This window comes from Bacillus sp. C28GYM-DRY-1 (genome assembly GCF_030519405.1).
GTDB lineage: Bacteria > Bacillota > Bacilli > Bacillales > Bacillaceae > Bacillus > Bacillus spizizenii_A.
Genome location: NZ_JAUMKF010000015.1, coordinates 33,561 through 55,630, shown reverse-complemented (window position 1 = coordinate 55,630; position 22,070 = coordinate 33,561). Strand labels below are relative to the sequence as shown.

20 protein-coding genes, 1 pseudogene and 1 riboswitch are annotated in these 22,070 nt (G+C 46.6%); of the genes and pseudogenes, 15 read left to right on the top strand and 6 right to left on the bottom strand.

What is annotated here, in order from left to right:
• Positions 1-9: 9 nt before the first annotated feature.
• The gene (locus tag Q3W56_RS14675; RefSeq protein WP_302895997.1) at positions 10-483 is read right to left on the bottom strand and encodes a DUF1453 domain-containing protein; all 474 of its coding nucleotides are present in this window, start codon (positions 481-483) and stop codon (positions 10-12) included.
• A 246-nt stretch (positions 484-729) separates the two neighbouring features.
• Between Q3W56_RS14675 and galE the strand changes: the two genes are divergently transcribed.
• Together galE and Q3W56_RS14665 are read left to right on the top strand one after the other, a co-directional pair.
• Entirely contained in the window at positions 730-1,749 is a 1,020-nt protein-coding gene (galE, locus tag Q3W56_RS14670; protein ID WP_302895996.1) for a UDP-glucose 4-epimerase GalE, read from the top strand.
• Positions 1,750-2,044: 295 nt separating this feature from the next.
• A riboswitch (guanidine-I (ykkC/yxkD leader) is annotated at positions 2,045-2,147 on the top strand.
• A 68-nt stretch (positions 2,148-2,215) separates the two neighbouring features.
• A complete protein-coding gene (locus Q3W56_RS14665; RefSeq protein WP_302895995.1) occupies positions 2,216-3,052 on the top strand; it encodes a YitT family protein in 837 nt (278 codons plus the stop codon).
• 39 nt (positions 3,053-3,091) lie between these two features.
• Here Q3W56_RS14665 and Q3W56_RS14660 read toward each other — a convergent pair whose 3' ends face one another.
• The gene (locus Q3W56_RS14660; RefSeq protein WP_302895994.1) at positions 3,092-4,549 is read right to left on the bottom strand and encodes an aldehyde dehydrogenase family protein; all 1,458 of its coding nucleotides are present in this window, start codon (positions 4,547-4,549) and stop codon (positions 3,092-3,094) included.
• Positions 4,550-4,714: 165 nt separating this feature from the next.
• Here Q3W56_RS14660 and Q3W56_RS14655 point away from each other — a divergent pair, with 165 nt between their 5' ends.
• The 4 genes and pseudogenes from Q3W56_RS14655 to Q3W56_RS14640 all read left to right on the top strand — a co-directional run bounded on the left by Q3W56_RS14655 (position 4,715) and on the right by Q3W56_RS14640 (position 8,502).
• Complete coding sequence (locus tag Q3W56_RS14655; protein WP_019716210.1) at positions 4,715-5,608, top strand: PucR family transcriptional regulator; 894 nt, start codon at positions 4,715-4,717, stop codon at positions 5,606-5,608.
• A gap of 119 nt (positions 5,609-5,727) precedes the next feature.
• Positions 5,728-6,825 carry a maltodextrin ABC transporter ATP-binding protein MsmX gene (msmX, locus tag Q3W56_RS14650; protein WP_019716209.1) on the top strand — a complete coding sequence of 366 codons (1,098 nt, stop codon included), beginning with the start codon at positions 5,728-5,730 and terminating at the stop codon, positions 6,823-6,825.
• A gap of 104 nt (positions 6,826-6,929) precedes the next feature.
• Positions 6,930-7,559 (top strand): annotated as a pseudogene (locus Q3W56_RS14645) (ZIP family metal transporter).
• A 103-nt stretch (positions 7,560-7,662) separates the two neighbouring features.
• Positions 7,663-8,502 carry a polysaccharide deacetylase family protein gene (locus tag Q3W56_RS14640; RefSeq protein WP_302895993.1) on the top strand — a complete coding sequence of 280 codons (840 nt, stop codon included), beginning with the start codon at positions 7,663-7,665 and terminating at the stop codon, positions 8,500-8,502.
• A 13-nt stretch (positions 8,503-8,515) separates the two neighbouring features.
• Here the strand turns inward: Q3W56_RS14640 and Q3W56_RS14635 are convergent, their stop codons facing one another.
• The 3 genes from Q3W56_RS14635 to cimH form a co-directional block, all read right to left on the bottom strand.
• Positions 8,516-8,716, bottom strand: a complete 201-nt coding sequence (locus tag Q3W56_RS14635; RefSeq protein WP_268400410.1) for a hypothetical protein — start codon at positions 8,714-8,716, stop codon at positions 8,516-8,518.
• A 56-nt stretch (positions 8,717-8,772) separates the two neighbouring features.
• Complete coding sequence (locus Q3W56_RS14630) at positions 8,773-10,461, bottom strand: M56 family metallopeptidase (RefSeq protein WP_302896023.1); 1,689 nt, start codon at positions 10,459-10,461, stop codon at positions 8,773-8,775.
• A gap of 122 nt (positions 10,462-10,583) precedes the next feature.
• On the bottom strand, positions 10,584-11,936 hold the full coding sequence (gene cimH / locus Q3W56_RS14625; protein WP_302895992.1) for a citrate/malate transporter CimH: 1,353 nt from the start codon (positions 11,934-11,936) through the stop codon (positions 10,584-10,586).
• Between the two features lie 548 nt (positions 11,937-12,484).
• On the opposite strand from cimH, the gene cydA reads away from it, so the two are divergent.
• The 5 genes from cydA (at position 12,485) to Q3W56_RS14600 (ending at position 19,231) form a co-directional block, all read left to right on the top strand.
• The gene (cydA, locus tag Q3W56_RS14620) at positions 12,485-13,888 is read left to right on the top strand and encodes a cytochrome ubiquinol oxidase subunit I (protein WP_302895991.1); all 1,404 of its coding nucleotides are present in this window, start codon (positions 12,485-12,487) and stop codon (positions 13,886-13,888) included.
• A complete protein-coding gene (gene cydB / locus Q3W56_RS14615; protein WP_302895990.1) occupies positions 13,875-14,888 on the top strand; it encodes a cytochrome d ubiquinol oxidase subunit II in 1,014 nt (337 codons plus the stop codon). The genes cydA and cydB overlap by 14 nt, the downstream gene beginning before the upstream one ends.
• Positions 14,888-16,591: a thiol reductant ABC exporter subunit CydD gene (cydD, locus tag Q3W56_RS14610; RefSeq protein ID WP_302895989.1), complete on the top strand. Its 1,704-nt coding sequence runs from the start codon at positions 14,888-14,890 to the stop codon at positions 16,589-16,591. Before cydB ends, cydD begins: the two co-directional genes overlap by 1 nt.
• Entirely contained in the window at positions 16,588-18,315 is a 1,728-nt protein-coding gene (cydC, locus tag Q3W56_RS14605; RefSeq protein WP_302895988.1) for a thiol reductant ABC exporter subunit CydC, read from the top strand. Before cydD ends, cydC begins: the two co-directional genes overlap by 4 nt.
• Before the next feature lie 85 nt (positions 18,316-18,400).
• Positions 18,401-19,231 (top strand): NAD(P)H-hydrate dehydratase, encoded by an 831-nt coding sequence (locus Q3W56_RS14600; RefSeq protein ID WP_302895987.1) that lies wholly within the window; start codon positions 18,401-18,403, stop codon positions 19,229-19,231.
• A gap of 13 nt (positions 19,232-19,244) precedes the next feature.
• On the opposite strand, the gene Q3W56_RS14595 is transcribed toward Q3W56_RS14600, so the two are convergent.
• Entirely contained in the window at positions 19,245-20,615 is a 1,371-nt protein-coding gene (locus Q3W56_RS14595) for a cytosine permease (RefSeq protein ID WP_302895986.1), read from the bottom strand.
• A gap of 214 nt (positions 20,616-20,829) precedes the next feature.
• Here Q3W56_RS14595 and sigY point away from each other — a divergent pair, with 214 nt between their 5' ends.
• From sigY to yxlE, 4 genes are read left to right on the top strand one after another with little or no spacing between them, the layout of a single operon-like run.
• Positions 20,830-21,366 (top strand): RNA polymerase sigma factor SigY, encoded by a 537-nt coding sequence (gene sigY / locus Q3W56_RS14590; RefSeq protein ID WP_302895985.1) that lies wholly within the window; start codon positions 20,830-20,832, stop codon positions 21,364-21,366.
• Positions 21,359-21,676, top strand: coding sequence for a YxlC family protein (locus tag Q3W56_RS14585; RefSeq protein ID WP_302895984.1), 318 nt, complete (start codon positions 21,359-21,361; stop codon positions 21,674-21,676). The genes sigY and Q3W56_RS14585 overlap by 8 nt, the downstream gene beginning before the upstream one ends.
• Positions 21,676-21,882: a sigma Y negative regulator YxlD gene (gene yxlD / locus Q3W56_RS14580; RefSeq protein ID WP_019716196.1), complete on the top strand. Its 207-nt coding sequence runs from the start codon at positions 21,676-21,678 to the stop codon at positions 21,880-21,882. Before Q3W56_RS14585 ends, yxlD begins: the two co-directional genes overlap by 1 nt.
• Entirely contained in the window at positions 21,879-22,067 is a 189-nt protein-coding gene (gene yxlE, locus Q3W56_RS14575; protein ID WP_302895983.1) for a sigma Y negative regulator YxlE, read from the top strand. The genes yxlD and yxlE overlap by 4 nt, the downstream gene beginning before the upstream one ends.
• The last annotated feature ends 3 nt before the right edge of the window (positions 22,068-22,070 follow it).

Sequence of the window (22,070 nt, the reverse complement as noted above, 5' to 3'; positions counted from 1 at the left end):
TTCTTTCAGTTATTGAATGGATACTTTGCCAGCGGCCAGCCGTCTGTATGCTTTGTAAAGCATGATGTTGCGGGCTGTGAAGGTGCCGAGGGGAATGAAGAACATAGAATGAATAATGGCAATAAAAATCTCGTTGCTCTCAGGCAGCCATGTTCTCGCAGCCATGCGCAAAGAAAGTATCACTAGAATGAGAATAACACTTCCAAGGGAACCGCGTGAAGTGACCTTTCCGGTCTCCGGATGAATCCTTACGTGTACCATCTTCCCAATGCCAAACCCGCACGCCAGCCCGATCAGTAATAAGATGCCGCTGATCGCCACGTGTAAAACAGACTGAAAATACGCCGGCCGAAATGAAGCTGATACGCCCCATAAGAGCAGCAGCGGAATGATCAGCAATTTCACGGGTTTTACCGTTCTTTCCCGGTACATAGATAAAATAATAAAAATAAATACAATCAAAATATAGGGGCTCATCGCCATGACACCAAATCCTTTCTGCATTAAGTATAGCGAATAGTGGAAAAGAAAACGTCAACCGGCAGATTGATTTTACAGCTGCTACACGTATTCGGCATAATATGGCGTGAAAAGGCTGAAAACCTATATCGGATAGCCTGCAAATATGAAAAAACTATTAATAAACGATTAAACTTCTTGAAAATGGATGTAGACCAGTCATAAACACTATATAATTAAATCAGGTCATTTTTTAGGAGGGTTTACATCATGGCAATACTTGTTACTGGCGGTGCCGGGTACATCGGAAGCCACACATGTGTGGAGTTATTGAACAGCGGCTATGAGATTGTTGTTCTTGATAATTTGTCCAACAGTTCAGCTGAGGCACTGAACCGTGTAAAAGAGATTACAGGAAAAGATTTAACGTTCTATGAAGCGGATCTATTGGATCGGGAAGCGGTAGATTCGGTTTTTGCAGAGAACAAGATTGAAGCTGTGATTCATTTTGCGGGGTTAAAAGCAGTCGGTGAATCTGTTGCGATTCCGCTCAAATATTATCATAACAACCTGACGGGAACGTTTATTTTATGTGAGGTCATGGAGAAATACGGCCTAAAGAAAATCGTATTCAGTTCGTCTGCGACGGTGTATGGCGTTCCGGAAACATCACCCATTACGGAGGACTTTCCATTAGGCGCGACAAATCCTTATGGGCAGACGAAGCTCATGCTAGAACAAATATTGCGTGATCTGTACACAGCCGACAATGAGTGGAGCGTTGCACTGCTTCGTTACTTTAATCCGTTTGGCGCGCATCCAAGCGGACGGATTGGTGAAGACCCGAACGGCATTCCGAATAACCTCATGCCGTATGTAACGCAGGTAGCCGTCGGCAAACTTGAGCAATTAAGCGTATTCGGCAATGACTATCCGACAAAAGACGGGACAGGCGTACGCGATTATATTCACGTCGTTGATCTCGCAGAGGGCCACGTCAAAGCGCTTGAAAAAGTATTGAACTCCACTGGAGCAGATGCATACAACCTTGGAACAGGCACAGGCTACAGTGTGCTTGAAATGGTCAAAGCCTTTGAAAAAGTGTCAGGGAAAGAGATTCCGTACCGTTTTGCGGACCGCCGTCCAGGAGACATTGCGACCTGCTTCGCAGATCCTGCAAAAGCGAAGCAAGAACTGGGCTGGGAAGCAAGACGAGGCCTTGAGGAAATGTGTGCCGATTCATGGAGATGGCAGTCTTCTAATGTGAATGGGTATAAGAGTGCGGAATAAGAATGGGGGCCTTCTCAACAGAGAAGGCCTTTTTTTTAGAATAACATTGCCTATATTATTTCACTTAGTCAATATAAAATTATGAATATCTTATAAATATCATCATTCACAGTTAATTTTACTTATAAAATATATGCTTTTTTTCTTATCGGTCATTTCTGTTATTTGTTAATAGGAAAATCTTTTTTTCTGTAGCTCATCTATCATCTGAATATATCTCCGCACATACCTCTTGAACCAATTCAAACCGTCCCTTATAATGCTAATATTGGAAAGTAAAGATGATATGATAAAAACAGTGGTTTTCTAGGGTTCCGCAATGCAAATTGGACTGTGACCGAGAGAAAACACATAGCAGCCCGGCTGTTATGACACGGTGGGATAAAAGCCCAGGAGTTTCTGCTCTTTTGAGAGAGCGTACTCCTGGGTTTTTTTGTTGATACTATATTGAGAAGGAGTGTTTTTGATGAAAAAGAAAATGCTTGATGTGCTAATGCTTCTGATTGGCGCTTTTTTCTTCGCGCTTGCAGTGAATTTGTTTGCGATTCCCAATGACCTTGGGGAAGGCGGGGTCACTGGGATTACGCTGATTTTGTATTATGTGTTTCAATGGTCTCCTGGGGTAACGAACTTTATCTTAAATGCACTTCTGCTTTTAATCGGCTACAAGTTTCTGGACGGTAAAACGACTGTCTATACAATCATTGCCGTAGCGGCGAATTCGCTTTTCCTTCATCTGACACATGGGTGGAGCACCCCGTCTGATGAATTGATCATTAATACGATTTTCGCGGGTGTATTTGCGGGTGTCGGTATCGGCATGATTATACGTGTCGGCGGAACGACAGCCGGCTCTGCGATTCTGGCCAGAATTGCTAATAAATATTTAGACTGGAATATCAGCTACGCGCTTCTGTTTTTTGATTTACTCGTAGTATTTAGCTCTTATTTTATTATTGGTGCGGAAAAAATGATGTTTACGATCGTAATGCTGTATATCGGAACGAAAGTGATGGACTTTATTATTGAAGGCTTGAATACGAAAAAAGCGATTACGGTCATTTCGGAAAATAAGGGTGAAATTGCCGAGCAGGTAAATACCTTGATGGATCGGGGCGTGACGATTTTATCAGGGAAGGGAAACTATACGGGACAAGCAAAAGAGATTTTGTACATTGTCATCAACAAACAGGAGCTTTCTATGCTGAAGAAAATTATCAGAAGCTGTGACAAAAAGGCGTTTGTGATTGTTCATGACGTACGCGATGTGTTTGGCGAAGGGTTTGTTGATATATCTAAATAATAAAATCCCTCTGCACTTGAAGCAGAGGGATTTGTTCGTTTAGAACGGATATTTGCGGTATTGCTTCTGGATTGATATCCATTTCGTCACAGTAAATTCCTCGACCACCCATGGATTTCCGAAGCGGCCGACACCGCTGGCTTTGTTGCCGCCAAAGGCGATATTCGGCGAGTCATTAACGGACTGGTCGTTGACATGGGTCATGCCGCTGTCAATTTGCAGGGCAAATGTTTCGCCTTTTTCTAAATCAGAAGTGAAAACAGCCGAGCTGAGGCCGTATTCTGTATCATTTGCCATATCAATCGCTTCCTGATCGCTGGAGGCTTTGATAATGGTGGCAATCGGGGCAAACAGCTCCGTTTGGGCAATTTTGCTGTTGTTGTCTGCACCTACAAAGACAAAAGGTGTGAGCACGTTTCCGACGCGTTTTCCTTCAACCGCAAGCTCAATGCCGTCTGCCTTTGCCTGCTCAATGATCTCCAGCGCTTTCTCGATTTGGCGCTCGTTGATCAGCGGGCCTACAACGGTTTTCGGATCGGTTTGGTCGCCGTACGGAAGCTGTTTGACACGTGCGGTGAATTTTTCAACAAACTCATCGTACACATCTTGATGAACAATGATTCTGTTGATAATCATGCAGATTTGTCCCTGGTGAATAAATTTTCCGAAAATCGCGGCGTCTACAGCACGATCGACATCCGCGTCTGAAAGGACGGCAAATGGGTTGTTGCCGCCGAGCTCAAGGGCCATTCGTTTAAAGTTACGCCCGGCGATTTCACCGATATGGCGCCCGACTGCGGTTGATCCCGTAAAGCTGATCAATTTTGGAATTGGATTGGTCAGCATGCCGTCCCCAATTTCCTTTAGGTCCGTCAACATGACATTGAGGACACCCGCAGGAAGACCGGCGTGTTCAAATGCCTTTGCAATGATGGTTCCGCCGGAAAGAGCAGTTTGAATATCAGGCTTGTGTACAATACTGTTTCCCAGCGCAATCGAAGGCGCAATTGTTCTCATTGATAAATTCATCGGAAAATTAAAGGGAGAAATCGATGAAATGACACCGAGCGGTAGGCGGTAAATCTTATTGATTTTCCCTTCAATGTCGGATGGAACCTCTTTGACACCGCCTAATTCGCCAGTATATGTCATGGCTTCATCTAAAATCGCAATTGTTTGTTCAAGCTCGATCGTTGCTTTCATGATTGTTCCGCCGGTTTCGCGGGAAATCATCATGATGATGTCATCGCGGTTTTCCTGTAAGTAGGCGCGCGCTTTTTGCAGAACTGCTTTTCGTTCTTCTGCTGTGCTCTTGGCCCACTTTTTTTGCGCCTGTTGTGCAATGTCAAACGCATCCTCCAGCTGTTTGTTTGTTGCCAACGATGCTGTTGTAATGACAGACTGGTCATACGGATTCAAAATGTCCTCCGTACGCCCGCTTTCCCCTTCGGTCCATTTTCCGTTAATAAAACTTTTGTTTAACGCTTCTAGTCCCATTATTGATCATCCTCCTTTGGTCCTGCATATCCTCTTCTATTTCTGTTAATGCCAATATGTAAACGAATGCGTCCATCTATGCCAAATATACTCTTTTTTATTGGAGAACAAAAGCGTTTCGCCTTATACTGGATATACAAATCCTTACATAAGAGAGGAGACCTTATGAAATCGCTGCTGTCTATTTATCCCGGTTTGAATGTGTCTGAGGAGCTTTGCGTAAAGGAAGACTATCTATGCTTTTTTGATGAGAACAGTCAGAAGTATATCTCCATTCCGAAAACGGAGATCAGTGAGAAAGAGACGTTGCTGCTGCAATCATTTTTGACGCCTGCGGATGAGGCCAATCAAATGTCTTTGAAATCGCCGGAAGAAAACAAGTGGTTTGCGTTTCTTTTTTCCAGAGGGGAAGTACCGGCGAATATAAAGAAGCGAACGAGATTTGTTCATTTTCATTTACTCGGTAAAATAGAGCGGGCATCTTTTGCGGAAGCGGTCCGCCATTTCTGGCCGGTTCCTTTTGTGATTGTGTGGATGCATGAGGACAGAGGCGTGATTGTCGAGCAGGAAAGTGAAGCGGCGGCTGGGAAGGACGAACTGGAATCACTAGCTAAGGTTCTTGAAAGTGATTTCTACTTCAGTGTCCGTTTTTACGCCGGGAGATTTTACGAGCCCGATGAAAGTCTGCGAACACATTACGCCCGTGAACAGACGTATTTTCTATTTGCTGAAAAACGGCTGCCTCAGGTGCAGAGTGTGACCTTTGAGATGATCTTTCCTTTTTTATTATTAGAAGCAGAAAAAGAAAAACTTGAAACGCTGCTCTCTGAAGAAGCTGAGCTTTTGTTCGGAGATGAATCTGACCTGAGGAAGACAATCAAGCTCTTTATTGAAAACAACTCAAACGTGACATTAACGGCGAAAAAGCTGCATCTGCACCGCAACAGCCTGCAATATCGAATTGATAAATTTATTGAGCGGTCAGGGATAGACATTAAAACGTATAAAGGCGCGCTGCTTGCCTATTTTATCTGCCTGCAAAGCGAAGTTTCAGAATAAATTGGAAACATGCATGAAAAATGGTTGCTGATTTTATGAATGCTGCCCATTTCAGCGATAGAGGAATGCTGTTACACTCTAGTTGAGAAAGCGTTTACAATAACAAAGGGGGATGTTAGATGGCTGAATTGCGGATGGAGCACATTTATAAATATTATGATCAGAAGGAAGCGGCTGTTGATGACTTTAACCTTCACATTGACGATAAGGAGTTTATCGTATTCGTCGGCCCGTCCGGCTGCGGAAAATCAACGACGCTTCGGATGGTCGCAGGGCTTGAGGAAATTTCGAAAGGCGATTTTTATATTGGAGGAAAACGTGTAAATGATGTAGCGCCAAAGGACAGGGATATTGCGATGGTATTTCAAAACTACGCGCTCTATCCGCATATGACTGTCTACGATAATATTGCATTCGGGCTGAAGCTTCGGAAAATGCCGAAGCCTGAGATCAAGAAAAGGGTAGAGGAAGCCGCTAAAATTCTAGGGCTGGAGGAATATTTGCACCGAAAACCGAAAGCGCTGTCAGGCGGGCAGAGACAGCGGGTCGCGCTTGGACGGGCAATCGTGCGGGATGCAAAGGTGTTCCTGATGGATGAGCCTTTGTCAAACCTGGACGCGAAGCTGAGGGTGCAAATGAGGGCGGAAATCATTAAGCTCCACCAGAGGCTGCAAACCACAACAATTTACGTGACGCATGACCAGACAGAAGCGCTGACAATGGCGACACGGATCGTGGTCATGAAAGACGGAAAAATCCAGCAGATCGGGACGCCGAAGGATGTATACGAATTTCCTGAAAACGTCTTTGTCGGCGGTTTTATCGGCTCACCGGCGATGAATTTTTTTAAAGGAAAGTTGACGGATGGCCTAATCAAAATCGGATCTGCGGCATTAACCGTGCCGGAAGGAAAAATGAAGGTGCTCCGTGAAAAGGGCTACATTGGCAAAGAAGTCATCTTCGGTATCCGTCCTGAGGATATTCATGATGAATTGGTTGTCGTGGAGTCGTATAAAAATTCTTCGATTAAAGCGAAAATCAATGTCGCTGAGCTGCTCGGTTCTGAAATCATGATTTATTCGCAGATTGATAATCAAGATTTTATTGCGCGGATTGACGCCCGCCTCGATATTCAATCAGGTGATGAGCTGACAGTTGCGTTTGATATGAATAAAGGCCATTTCTTTGACAGTGAGACTGAAGTGAGAATTCGATAAGCTCAAAAGCCGGACATAGAGACATGTCCGGTATTTTTGTGTTCTTTTTAAGGTTTACAGAAAAAAACACAGCGGGTAGTGGTTGGTAAGAAAGGGAGATAGAGATGTGGCATCCGGCAATGTGGGGCGGGATCTCAGGCTCTGCTGTATTACTGGGCGTGCCGGCGTCCATGTTTTTTTCGATTCACAAACAGATCATCGGCTATAGTATGGCTTTTGGCACAGGTGTATTAATTGGCGCGGCCGCTTACGAACTTCTCGGAGATGCAGTAGCAGAAGGCGGAATGGCAGCGACAGGCGCCGGATTTATTATGGGAGCTGCCGTGTTTACGGTTTTTGATTACGCGGTTTCCAAAAGAGGCGCGTCACAAAGAAAAAAATCGGGACAAGCAGCTGCCAGCGGCGGAGGAATAGCCATTTTTATCAGCAACATACCTGAAGGGCTGTCCAGTACAGCAGGAATGAAAAGCAGCGGGTTTTAGAGAACGAAAATGATACTGCTTTGGGCTGCGGTACTCGTGATATCCCTTTTTGCATCATGGTCAGGATACTTCTTTCTCCACGGTGCTTCTGAAGAAGTGATGTCAGCAATTGCAGCATTTGCAGGCGGGGGGATCATTGCGGTGATTGCTTCGACGATGATGCCTGAGGCGTACGAAGACAGCGGCCCGATGACAGGGTTAATCGCCGCACTTGGGTTGTTAACCTCGCTGGTTTTGAATCAGTTTTCTTAATTGTGAGCCGGTCATGCATCCATGTCCGGTTTTTTGTGCTTGAAAATCTCAGAAACAAACCGATGAAAAAAGGAGGAAGAAATAGACAGAAAGCAGGGAAACGATGAAACGTTTTATCCTAAGCATATTTCTTTTGGGAAGCTGCTTGGCTCTCGCGGCTTGCGATGATCAAGAGGCGAACGCGGAGCAGCAGGTGCCGAAAGCCGAACAAAAGAAACCGGAAGAAAAGACAGTACATGTACAGAAAAAAGAAGACGATACATCCGCATGGATTAAAACAGAGAAACCGGCAAAGCTGCCGATTTTGATGTACCACAGTATTTCCTCTGGAAACAGCCTCCGTGTTCCGAAGGAAGAATTCGAAGCGCATATGAAGTGGCTGCACGAAAACGGTTATCAGACATTAACGCCGAAAGAGGCGTATCTCATGCTGACGCAGGATAAAAAGCCGAGTGAGAAATGCGTGCTGATTACGTTTGATGACGGATACACCGACAATTACCTAGAAGCGTATCCGGTGCTAAAACAGTACGGGATGAAGGCGACGATTTTTATGATCGGCAACTCAATCGCACATAAACACCATCTGACAGAGGAGCAAATGAAAGAAATGGCGAAGCATGGCATATCCATTGAAAGCCATACGATTAACCACCTTGAACTGAACGGGTTAACGCCTGAACAGCAGTACAGTGAGATGGCTGATTCGAAAAAGCTGTTTGACAACATGTTTCATCAGCAAACCTCTATCATCAGCTATCCGGTAGGGCGCTACAATGAGGAGACGCTGAAGGCTGCCAAGGAAACGGGCTATCAAATGGGCGTGACGACAGAACCGGGCGCGGCATCTAGAGACCAGGGAATGTACGCCCTCCATCGCGTGCGTGTGTCCCCGGGCATGTCAGGCGCGGCTTTTGGCGCGTACATCGAATCCATGAAATAAAAAAAGGCGGCGCTCAATCGCCGCCCCCTCCGCCGCCACAGCCGGAATCGCTGAAACCTCCGTCACTGCCGCATCCATCATGGTGCGAGCTATGGCCAGAATAACCGGAAAACCCGCTGTCCGCCTGCTGGCGGCTTTTGTTTTCCGAGGGCTGCGGCTGGATGACTGAAAGAAAAACAATAATAGCTATAATCAATAAGATGATCACAATCACTTTGATCACTCCCTTTTTTCACCATATCTGTTATACGGGTGAAACGCAGATCAGTTTCACTTCAAAGAGATCGATTCTTTCAGACGGTCTCTGAGCCAGCGCTTCAGCACCCCGTGTCCTTTGTTTGACAATAACGTGCTGACACGCCAGTACATAGGGGGATGAGGAGCGAACTGAAAATCAATGAATCTGAAAAGCCAGCTTCTATCGCGGGTAAGAGAGTCGATCTGAAGCGCGTCCTCATCTGCTTCAGAGCTGTAGGCGCTTTGTTTCTGTATATTCCGATCCTGCCGAACCGCCAAGATTCTCAAAACTTCAGCCATTTGTTTGTGCCCGCCTTCCAGCAGTGATGCGCCAAGGTTGTCAGCACGCACCTCCATCCATTGTGAACAAAAGGATTGATAGAGCTGAAACAGGATGATGATTGCCATGATGAAAACCCAAAGCACAATTTTATGGGCCTCGGGATGGACGATATGCTGTTCAAATAAGAGGATGATCCCAACGACGGCTCCAAGATAGAGAAATCGCAAAAGCTGTGATGACAGTACGTCACGTTTTTTTATATGTATCGCCTCATGAGCCAGAATGCCTTCGATGACACGCAACGGAAGTGTTAGTGTGGCACTTGTCAGAATGACCATTGACCTCCCGACATTCATGCCGACTGCCATTCCGTTGTAATCATCACTCTCCGTTTCGTATATGCGGACATGGGAAATGCCGGCCTTGCTGAAAATCCTGTGGGCCGCTGCCTGTACATTCGGATGATGACAAGGCTTGGTATCCATTGCCGCCCGCAAAACACGGTCTGACAGATACATGTTGAGTATCCAGTACAGCATCACGGCAACGGCCATAATCCATGGAGAGGCATGTAATCCATATAAAACGAGCACCAATAAGGCGTAAGCCGAGACGCCTTTTACACTGGCGGCAAAATATAGCTTCCCAAGCAGCCGCTTCACATTTTTCCTATGATAAAACGGTAAAACAGAAATCACAGTATCCTCGTTGTTTTCCGATTCTGTGTATTGACGGAAGATCGCTTTCCATTTTTGCGGTTCCTTCACCGTCAGAAACAGCGTTTCACCGGGAAGAGACAGTTTGATGACTTGATGAAAGCTTGTTGTCAGGTCTAACCGGGATGAATACATCGTCAAAAGCGGATGAAGCTTTAAGAGATCAGCCGTTGATTCAAGCTGAATGTCTCTCAAATCGGAAAGCGGGTATGTACGGGTTTCATAAAGAGAGCTGATGTGCAATTTTTCTAAGGATGCTGAATACAATACGTGCACGCTGAAAACATTCAATATGCGTTTCACCAGTGCCCCTCCGCCGGATACCATGCCGAAGAAGATGACATATTTGAGAGGGCTTGGGTCAGGTCCATAGATGAAAAAAATGATGGCGCCCGCAAACACAACGGCGGTAAGCGTGATGTCTGACAGGAGGCGTGTTTTGTTTCTGGCAAGCTCGATTTCCTGCCAGTCTCCCGAAGGTTTTGCCGCACGATCTGAAACAGTGAGGTCCACCGCAGTCCAATAGCAATAGAACATTGTCGCGATCGAGACAATACCGTCCATAAATGATAGATGAGAGAAGATGTAAATAGCAGTGCCGACCCAAAGAACGATATCAATCCAGAAATCTATAAGTGGAATAAATTTAGTTGCCAGAGCTGATATAAAATATAATCCCAGCCCGAGAATCATACAGAGAAGTAGTTCAGTTCCCATAGGTATGCTAGAGTCCTTTCTATCTATTATTTCCAACTATTACTATAGCATGATGCGGGAACTTGAAAAAATAGGAACATGCAAAAAAGCAAGCTCTTTCATGTTACGAAGAGCTTGCTTGCGGTGTATCAATAAAACTGGTGAAGCAGCAATAAGGTTAAGGATACTGTAATTGCTCCCCCGATTCGGGTAGACACCTGGGCAAATGGCATTAGCTCAAGCCTTTCTGCGGCGCTTAAAATGGCGACGTCTCCGGTGCCTCCTTGTCCTGAGTGGCACGCATTGATAATGGCGGTCTCAATCGGATACATGTTCAGCCACTTTCCAGTGAAGAAGCCGACGGCCATCATGGTCACAACGACAGACAGAATCGTAATGATATTGCTAAGGTTAAAGGCAGCGATAAGCTTGTCCCACGGCGTCATGGACACCCCGATTGCAAAGAGCAGCGGATAGGTCACAGCGGTTGAAAAGAAGCGGGACACCCCAAACGCGCCATTTTCTATTGAGGCAGGCGCCAATCTAAACAGCTTAATCAGGACAGCCAGTAACAGCATGGCAACAGGTGCCGGAAATCCAAAAAAGTCGTGAGCGAGCATGCCGACTAAGTATAAAGAAACAGCAAGGATACCGCCTGACGCAAATAAGGAAAGGTTAAACATTTGCTGTCCGCTTTGCGATTCCTCCAGCGCAGGGGACTCCTTTTCAGAGCGGTCCACTTTGCCGTTGCCTGTCCATTCCGGTTTTTTCTTTCCGATTCTATTCAGCAATCCCGCTAGGATAATCGCGCACAGGCTCCCCAGCATAATCGACGGCAGAACAAGTGCGAATGCTTCCCCTTGAGACATGGGCATAATGTCAGAATAACCAATGGACAGCGGAATAGCACCTTCTCCGACTCCCCCTGCCATGATAGGAATAACAATGTACAGCAATGTATGCTGAAATCCGAGCCCAAGCAAAGTGCCGACAGCCAGTCCGACAATAGCGGCTGCGACAGAACCGGCAATAAGCGGAATAAAGATTTTCATGAATGCTTTTATGAGTGTTTCTCTTTTCATGCCGAGGATGCTTCCGACGACAATCCCGGCGATAAACAAGTATAGAAAGTTTGAGTTTTCTGTAAATTCTGTGGTGGATTTAACGATATCATTAGGCAGCAGGTGATAGTAGACGACAGCGGACGGAATAAAAGTAGCTAGGATGGCCGGGCCGCCGATAGAACGAACAATCGGGATCGATTTGCCGATTTGGGCAAAGGTGAACCCGAAAAATGCCATGACCGCAATGGATGTCAAGATGTCACTTTTTACATCGTGATGCATGACAAAAACAGTGATTAATATAAACAGCAAGACATACACAGGAAGCGGTATGATGCCTACTTTTATATTCATGGCTTTTGCAAACCAATTCCCTTTTCGAACCCCTTCGTGAATTGTATCCGTTTGCAATTGCATTTGTGTTTGAAGCTCTCCCATTGAAAAACCTCCCCTATTCTTGATGCAGTGAAATTGTTCACTACGTTAATTATACTAAAAAATTGAAATTATTAATATATTAAAAATTTACTATTCAACTTTATTCTTGTCCCGTTACTGATGAAAAGAGGCATTCTGACTAAAATCGGTCTATGACGGAGTGCTGAGAAACGAGTGCTGGTGCTGGACAAGCAATTTATTCGCAAGGAATGATATAGTTGATGTACGATAATAAAGGGCCATTTATCCTAGCAACCGTCATCAATCAGCAACAAAATAGACAATAATCCGTCACATAACGCGGGGCTTTTTAGGTATTTTAGGCTTTATTTTTGAAATGAATCGTTGTAAAGTACTTAATATGAACTAGTCAGAGAATGTGTCATTTGATCAGTCTGGCAATCTAGCATCATATTGAATGACTTACTGACACATTTGTGAAATATTGAGCAATATTTTTTTCGTCTATTTTGTGAAATACTGATCAAAGTCTCGGTGCTGATTGTGAAGTATTGAGCAAATTACTAACCGGAAATGGAGGAGAAAGCATGAGTGAATTGGTTTTAGCCCGCATTCAATTTGCATCAACAACGTTGTTTCACTTCTTGTTTGTGCCGTTGTCTATCGGGCTTGTGTTTATGGTTGCGTTGATGGAGACTCTTTATCTTGTGAAAAAAAATGAGCAGTACCTCAAAATGGCAAAGTTTTGGGGGCACTTATTCTTAATAAATTTCGCAGTCGGTGTTGTAACGGGGATTTTGCAAGAATTCCAGTTTGGACTGAATTGGTCTGATTACTCCCGTTTTGTCGGAGATGTATTTGGTGCTCCGCTTGCGATTGAAGCATTATTGGCGTTTTTCATGGAATCTATCTTTATCGGATTATGGATTTTCGGCTGGGACCGCCTGCCGAAAAAAATTCACGCTCTCTGCATTTGGCTCGTGTCATTCGGAACGATTATGTCATCTTTCTGGATTTTAACAGCGAACTCCTTTATGCAGGAGCCGGTCGGCTTTACGATTAAAAACGGCCGCGCGGAGATGAATGATTTTGGCGCGCTGATTACAAACCCTCAGCTTTGGGTTGAATTCCCGCACGTTATTTTTGGTGCGCTTGCCACCGGGGCTTTCTTTATCGCCGGTGTGAGTGCTTTTAAACTATTGAAGAAAAAAGAAGTGCCTTTCTTTACACAATCCTTTAAACTCGCAATGATCGTCGGCCTTTGTGCCGGTCTTGGCGTTGGCCTTAGCGGTCACATGCAGGCCGAGCACTTAATGGAATCGCAGCCGATGAAAATGGCTGCCAGTGAAGGACTTTGGGAAGACAGCGGCGACCCTGCTGCTTGGACGGCTTTTGCCACGATCGATACAAAAAATGAAAAAAGCTCAAATGAAATCCAAGTTCCGTATGCCTTGAGCTACCTGGCGTATCAAAAATTCAGCGGAAGTGTCAAAGGGATGAAAACACTTCAGGCTGAGTATGAAAAAATATACGGAAAAGGCGACTACATTCCGCCTGTCAAAACGACGTTCTGGAGCTTCCGCATCATGGTTGGCGCAGGTGTTGTTATGATTCTTGCTGCGTTAGGCGGCCTTTGGTTGAATCGGCGCAAAAAGCTGGAAAATAGCAAATGGTATTTGCGCATTATGATCGCATTGATTTCCTTCCCGTTTATGGCGAACTCCGCGGGCTGGATTATGACAGAAATCGGGCGTCAGCCTTGGACGGTTATGGGCTTGATGACTACAGCTCAATCCGTGTCGCCTAACGTAACGGCGGGCTCCCTGCTATTCTCAATTATCGCCTTCGGTGTGATGTACTTGATACTCGGCGCGCTGCTTGTCTTCTTGTTCATCCGTGAGATTAAAAAAGGTGCGGAGCATGGTGATCATCATGATGTTCCTGTATCAACAGACCCATTTAGTCAGGAGGTATACCATGTCTCTTCATGATCTATGGTTTATACTCGTTGCTGTATTGTTTGTAGGATTTTTCTTTTTGGAAGGCTTTGATTTCGGGGTCGGCATGGCGACCCGTTTTCTTGGCCATAATGAATTAGAGCGCAGAGTGCTGATCAACACGATCGGGCCGTTTTGGGACGCGAATGAAGTATGGCTTTTGACTGGTACAGGCGCCATTTTCGCGGCGTTTCCGAACTGGTATGCCACGATGCTGAGCGGTTATTATATTCCGTTTGTCATTGTGCTGCTAGCGTTAATGGGCCGCGGGGTCGCGTTCGAGTTTCGCGGCAAGGTTGATCATTTAAAATGGGTAAAGGTTTGGGACTGGGTCGTTTTCTTCGGCAGCCTGATTCCTCCATTTGTGCTTGGTGTGCTGTTCACGACATTATTCCGCGGGATGCCGATTGATGCCGATATGAACATTCACGCACATCTATCCGATTATTTCAATCTATACTCTGTACTTGGCGGTGTGACTGTAACACTCCTTTGCTTCCAGCATGGATTAATGTTTATCACGCTGCGTACGATCGGTGATTTGCAAAAACGCGCCCGGATCATGGCGCAAAAAATAATGGGTGTTGTTTTTGTAGCGGTTCTGGCCTTCGTGGCTCTTTCTGCCTATCAGACAGACATGTTTACACGCCGCGGCGAGATTACGATTCCGCTCGTTGTTTTGATTGTCATTTGCTTTATGCTCGCGGCTGTCTTTATCCGTAAGAAAAAAGATGGCTGGACATTTGGGATGACTGGCGCGGGGCTGGCGCTGACTGTAGGAATGATCTTTATTTCCTTATTCCCTCGAGTGATGGTCAGCTCAATTCAAAGCGCGTACGATTTAACAGTAGCTAACGCTTCTTCCGGTGATTATTCGCTTAAAGTCATGTCAATTTGTGCATTAACCCTATTGCCGTTTGTCATCGGCAGCCAGATCTGGAGCTATTATGTCTTCCGGAAGCGCGTCAGCCATAAGGAGCCTATGACTTATTAATGGGAAAAGACCTGTTTCGATATAAAGGAATGAAGCGGATTCTCACTGTGATTACTTGTTTAACGCTGATTCAGACAGCCGCTATTATTATGCAGGCAGAGTGGTTGAGTGAAGCCGTAACTGGACTGTTCAACGGGAAAAGCATTGCCTCGCTGTTTCCAGTGATCGGCTTTTTCCTCATCGCTTTTGTCGCCCGGCACGGGGTGACGGTGGCGCGCCAGAAAATCGTCTATCAATATGCCGCCCGGACTGGCGCAGATTTGAGAAAGAGTTTTCTTGATCAGCTGTTCCGATTAGGCCCCCGCTTTGCAAGGAAAGAGGGGACGGGGCAAATGGTGACCCTGGCGATGGAAGGCATCAGTCAGTTCCGCCGCTACCTTGAGCTGTTTCTGCCGAAAATGGTCAGCATGGCGATTGTGCCTGCGGCTGTTGTCATTTATGTGTTTTTTCAGGATCGCACATCAGCCGTCATTTTAGTCGCTGCTATGCCGATTCTGATCATCTTTATGATTCTCCTCGGCCTTGTCGCACAGAGAAAAGCGGATCGACAGTGGAAATCCTATCAGAGACTTTCCAATCATTTTGTAGATTCTCTTCGCGGACTGGAGACATTGCGTTTCCTAGGTTTGAGCAAGTCGCACAGCAAAAATATTTTTCACGTTAGTGAGCGGTACCGCAAAGCAACGATGAGCACGCTTCGGGTGGCGTTTTTATCTTCATTTGCCCTCGATTTTTTCACGATGCTGTCGGTGGCGACAGTCGCAGTGTTTCTGGGCCTGCGCCTTATTGATGGCGATATCTTGCTTGGCCCGGCTTTAACGGCGCTAATTCTTGCACCTGAGTATTTTCTGCCAGTGCGGGAAGTGGGAAATGATTATCACGCGACGCTGAACGGGCAGGAGGCAGGCAAAACCATTCAAGAGATTTTGTCGCAGCCTGGCTTTAAAGAAGAGGCGCCGCTTCGGCTTGGGACGTGGTCTGATCAAGATGAGCTGAAGCTGTCAGGTGTGTCAGTCGGCAGGTCCGTGTCCGATGTTGATCTGTCATTCAAAGGCAAGAAAAAAATTGGAATTATCGGTGCAAGCGGCGCCGGAAAATCTACACTAATAGATCTCCTCGGCGGGTTTTTGGAACCGGATGGCGGTACGATAGAAGTCAACAGTTCAGAACGGTCCCACTTGCAGGACGACAGCTGGCAGAAAAACCTCCTTTATATCCCGCAGCACCCGTACATTTTTGATGATACACTGGCGAACAACATTCGCTTCTATCATCCAAGCGCTTCGGCTGAGGATACAGCAGGCGCAGCTGCCGCGGCGGGGTTGGCGGAGCTGGTGGACAAACTTCCGGACGGATTAGAGGGCCGGATCGGGGAAGGCGGCCGGGCGCTCAGCGGCGGCCAGGCTCAGCGTGTCGCACTGGCCCGCGCCTTTTTAGGAAACCGCCCGATTCTGCTGCTGGATGAGCCGACCGCCCATCTGGATATTGAAACCGAATATGAGATAAAAGAAACGATGCTGGATTTATTTGAGGACAAGCTCGTCTTTTTCGCGACTCACCGCCTTCACTGGATGCTCGATATGGATGAAGTGATCGTGCTGGACGGGGGCAGGGTTGCGGAAATCGGGACTCACAATGAATTGCTGGAGAACAACGGTGTGTACACCAAACTCGTGGAGGCACAACTGGGGGAAAGAGCATGAGGAAAGAAGAATGGATCCTGCCGTATATCAAGAAAAATATCCGCCTGTTCGTTCTGGTTATCTTTTTAGGCGCTGTGACAATTTTTTCTGCTGCTTTTCTCATGTTCACCTCAGGGTTTTTAATCTCTAAGGCGGCGACAAGACCGGAAAACATCCTGCTTATTTATGTCCCGATTGTCGCTGTGCGTACTTTTGGGATTGCGCGGTCTGTGTCACGATATGTGGAACGCCTCATCGGCCATCACATCATTTTGAAGATCGTGTCCGACATGCGCGTCCGCCTTTACAATATGCTTGAGCCGGGTGCTTTGATGCTGCGGTCCCGTTTTCGCACGGGAGATATGCTCGGCATTTTGTCTGAGGATATTGAGCATTTACAGGATGCCTTCTTAAAAACAATTTTTCCTGCGATCTCGGCCTTGCTTCTGTATGCTGTGTCAGTGATAGCGCTCGGCTTCTTCTCTTGGCCGTTTGCCATATTGCTTGCGCTGTATTTGTTTGTTCTTGTTGTATTGTTTCCGATTGTGTCTTTGCTCGTAACGAGAGCGAAGAATGCGAAGCTGAAAAGCGGACGAAATGTGCTGTACAGCCGTCTGACAGATGCTGTGATGGGTGTCAGCGACTGGATGTTCAGCGGACGCCGGCATGCGTTTATTGATTCCTATGAAAAAGAGGAACATGATTGGTTTGAGCTTGAACGGAAAAAACAACACTTTACAAGATGGCGGGATTTCGCCGCGCAATGCCTTGTCGCCGGCCTTATTTTGTTGATGCTGTTTTGGACGGCGGGGCAGCATGCAGACGGCGAACTCGCCAAAACGATGATTGCGGCTTTTGTGCTTGTGGTGTTCCCGCTGACAGAAGCCTTTCTGCCACTTTCAGATGCTTTGGGCGAAGTGCCCGGCTATCAGGATTCCATCAAACGCATGAACAAGGTGGCTCCTCAGCCGGAGGTGTCACAAATCAGATCAGCGGCTGAAACGCTCAATCTCCAAGATGTCACCCTGTCCTTTCGTGATGTGACGTTCTCTTATGACAATAGCAGCCAAGTGCTGCACAGCTTTACCTTTACGCTGCGCCAAGGAGAAAAAATGGCGCTGCTCGGCCGGAGTGGGTCTGGGAAATCGACTTCGCTCGCTCTAATTGAAGGCGTCTTGAAGCCGGACTCAGGATCTGTGACGTTAAACGGTGTAGAGACAGCACTGTTACAGGATCAAATTGCCGATGCGGTGGCTGTGTTAAATCAAAAACCGCACCTGTTTGATACAAGCATTCTGAACAACATCAGGCTTGGAAACGGAGAAGCAAGCGAGGAGGATGTGCGCCGCGCCGCAAAACAGGTCAAGCTGCATGACTACATTGAGTCACTGCCTGATGGATATCACACCTCTGTACAGGAAACCGGCATCCGATTTTCCGGAGGCGAGCGGCAGCGGATCGCACTTGCCCGGATTTTGCTGCAGGATACGCCGATCATCATCCTCGATGAGCCGACAGTCGGCCTCGACCCCATCACCGAACGCGAGCTGATGGAAACGGTGTTTGACGTGCTGAAAGGAAAAACGATTCTATGGATTACGCACCATCTCACGGGAGTGGAAGCGGCCGATAAAATCGTGTTTCTCGAAAACGGAAAAACGGAAATGGAAGGAACGCATGAGGAACTGCTGGCGTCAAACGAACGGTATCGCCGCCTGTATCATCTTGATGTTCCTGTAAAATAAAAGACAGCCCCCAAAGGCTGTCTTTTTTGTTTGAAAAAGAAAAGGTATAGGAAAAATAGGAAGAGAAAGCAGAGGAGGGATAGTGATGAATATTCCAATGTGGACGGAAGAGCATGTGAGGGCCTCGCTTCCTGAAAGAGATGCAGAGAGCCATAAAGGCACATATGGTACAGCTTTGCTGCTGGCGGGCAGCGACGACATGCCGGGCGCAGCGCTTCTTGCGGGCCTTGGGGCCATGCGGAGCGGGCTCGGAAAGCTTGTCATTGGTACGTCTGAAAGCGTGATCCCGCTGATCGTTCCTGTTCTGCCTGAGGCGACCTATTGGCGTGACGGCTGGCAAAAAGCGGCGGACGCTCAGCTTGAAGAGACGTACCGGGCCATTGCTGTCGGACCGGGGCTTCCGCAAACCGAAAGCGTACAGCAGGCAGTTGATCATGTGCTTGCGGCGGATTGCCCCGTGATTTTGGATGCCGGAGCGCTGGTGAAGCGCACGTATCCGAAACGGGAGGCTCCCCTCATCCTCACGCCGCACCCAGGCGAGTTTTCCCGTATGACAGGGGTGCCGGTGAACGAACTGCAAAACAAAAGAGCGGAATACGCAAAGGAATGGGCGGCTCTGCTGCAGGCTGTCATAGTGTTAAAAGGAAATCAAACTGTTATCGCATTTCCCGATGGTGACTGCTGGCGCAACCCAACCGGAAACGGGGCGCTCGCCAAGGGGGGCACCGGTGACACGTTGACGGGCATGATATTGGGCATGCTTTGCTGCCACGAAGACCCGAAGCGTGCCATATTAAACGCAGTCTATCTGCATGGTGCATGCGCCGAGCTCTGGACGGACGAGCACTCCGCCCATACGCTGCTCGCTCATGAGCTTTCTGATATGCTGCCTCGTGTGTGGAAGCAATTTGAATGATAAAAAGCTGTCTTCATAGAGAAGACAGCTTTTCTTGATAACTCTGTTTTTTCAGACGCGGTTTCATCAATACATAATAAAGAACAGAAGGCACGGCCAAGCCGATAATCCATGCGATATCTCCGCCTCCAAACATTTTGGCCAGCGGCCCAATGTAAAAGGACGTATTGATAAACGGAATTTCCAGCAAGATGGACAGGACGAACGCAATCGTGGTAATCCAATTGACTTTTCCATACGGCCCGTTCACATCGAACATGGCCTTGACTTGATAGTTTCCGTGGCGGACAAAGTAGTAATCGACTAAATTGATTGCCGTCCAAGGTATTAAGAAATAACTGATGAAAAAGATAAAATTCAAAAACAGCTCCATAAAATTGCTTTGCCCGAGAAGGCTTAAGACTGTGCCGACAAGCGTGACGCCGAGGATCATGATGATTCTGACTCTGGGCGTGACTTTTAACTTCAGAAACGGCTCAAGCGTTGTAGTTGTAGACATGAAAGCTCCATACAGGTTAAAGACATTGATCGCCATTTGCCCAAATAACACAATGATCAGCATAATAGCCGAGAAGGGCCCGAACAATTGGACAATCTGGCTGCCTGAGTTTGCTGTAAAGTCAGGAAGTGCTGTCGTCAGCAAAGCGCCGAGCAGCATCATCCAGATGGAGCTGACAGATGTACCTGCATAGCTGTACCAAAATGTTTGAGAAGCCGGTGTTTTAACTGGCAGATATCTTGAATAATCGGCAACATAAGGTGCGTAGGCAAGCTGCCACGTCGCGACTGCGCTGACTGCCACTAAGAAAATTGGCAGATCAACCGCTCCGGGAATCCAGCTGCCTGCCGGAATCGGTAATTGAAAAATGAGTATCGTTGCAGCAAAAAATACAGCAAAAGACGTCCAAGAAAGGATTTTTTGCATTTTGTGAATCAAATCATGGCCGAAAATGGTGAGTAAAAAACATACGGCGCTTAAACCTATAATGCTCCATGATCCCGGGATGGGAACAAAGCTGCTTAAGGTTCCGGCCGCCAGAATCGTGCTGCTCGCGAAGAAACCAAGGTAGATAAACATAACTAAGAAGAGGGGAAGAATCGCTCCGATTACGCCGAATTGGGCACGGCTTTGAATCATTTGCGGGATGCCAAGCTGAGGGCCTTGCGCGGAATGAGACGCCATAAATATGGCACCGATTAAGGTTCCGCAAATAATAGCGGCAACACTCCAAAACAGATTAAGTCCCATTGCCACGGGAAGCGTACCGGTCACTAACGTGGTGATATGCATATTAGCCCCAAACCATACGGGGAATAAATCTTTCGCTTTACCATGTCTTTCTTCATTTGGAATATGTTCAATCGTTCGCCTTTCTACTTTCAATGCATCGTCCTCCATATATAATGAATTTTTTTGAAATAGACATAAAAACATAGCTTAACAGACTGTACTTCGCTTTACAAATTTAGATGTTGATGAAAACCGATGAGAAACCAGTGAAGTCAATAGATCAAAAGAATTATAAAAAAAGTTGAACGCTCTGAAATCCGGTGTCGTCTTATAAGTCAGAAAAACAAAAAAGGGGGGATCGCGGCTATTGAATACACACGAAGAACACCAGCTGATTCAACAGGCGAAAGAGGGAGACGATGAGGCATTTACAGCCCTATTCCACTATCATTATTCTTTTTTATATAAATACTTGTTGAAGCTTTCCCTTCACCCTGATCTCAGCGAGGAACTTGTTCAGGAAACCTTTCTAAAAGGGTACATTCATTTAAAGAGTTTCCAAGGCCGTTCCAAATTCTCCACGTGGCTGATCTCTATTGCATCGAGGCTCTACCTCGATCACCAGAAAAAGAGAAAGAGAGAATGGAAACGGAATCAGGCGGTTACAGAGGAAACAATACGCAAAATAAAGTGGGACATGTCGATGAAAGGATCTGAGTGGAGCGAAACGCTTGATCTCTTTTCTAAGCTTGACTCGAAGCTGCGCACGCCTGTTTTATTAAGGCACTATTACAGCTATACCTACGCCGAAATCGGGCTGATGCTGCAGATCAAGGAAGGCACGGTTAAGTCTAGGGTACATAAAGGGCTCCAGCAAATCAGGAAGGAGTGGACTGATGAATAAAGAAAAGCGATCTGTTCATTTAAAATCGGAATTACAGAAAATCGACCAATGCGCCAACCCGAACATACCGAGTCAAAAAGAGTTGCTTGATCAATTGTCACAAAAAAAAGCCGAACGAAGAAAAAACCTGCTGAAAGAAGTGATGTTATTTATGTTCTGTGCGCTGGGGATGGTAAGCGCGGCGATGCTGGGATTTCATCAAGTTCCCGCTGTTTTTGTTGTGCTTCAGGCCTGTGCGCTGGCTGTCCTGCCAATTTTGATTGCGGCTGAGAAAAAACGATACCTCGGCGAACGTGAGGTGAAGCGCTGATGTCCCAAACAGAAATGATCGTAGCGGTGGCTGCTTGTCTCATCCTATTGGCACAGGGAACCTTTTTATTCATTGATGCCAAAAAACGGGATCGTTTGGCATGGGTATGGGGAATTGTCGGGCTGATTCAAGCGCCGATGCCTCTGATTTGCTATTACTTTTTTGTGATTAAGCCGGACCGGGAGAAAAGGGGGATCAAGCAATGAATATTTCTTGGGAAATGATTTTGCCGCTGGTTGTATTGCAGCTTGTGCTGGCGGTATTCGCCCTTATCAGCTGTATAAAGGAAGAGCAGACAAACGGGCCAAAGTGGATGTGGGCAGCAGTTATTGTATGTATCAATATTATCGGGCCGATTCTATTTTTTACCGTCGGCAGAAAGCAAAGGTGAGCA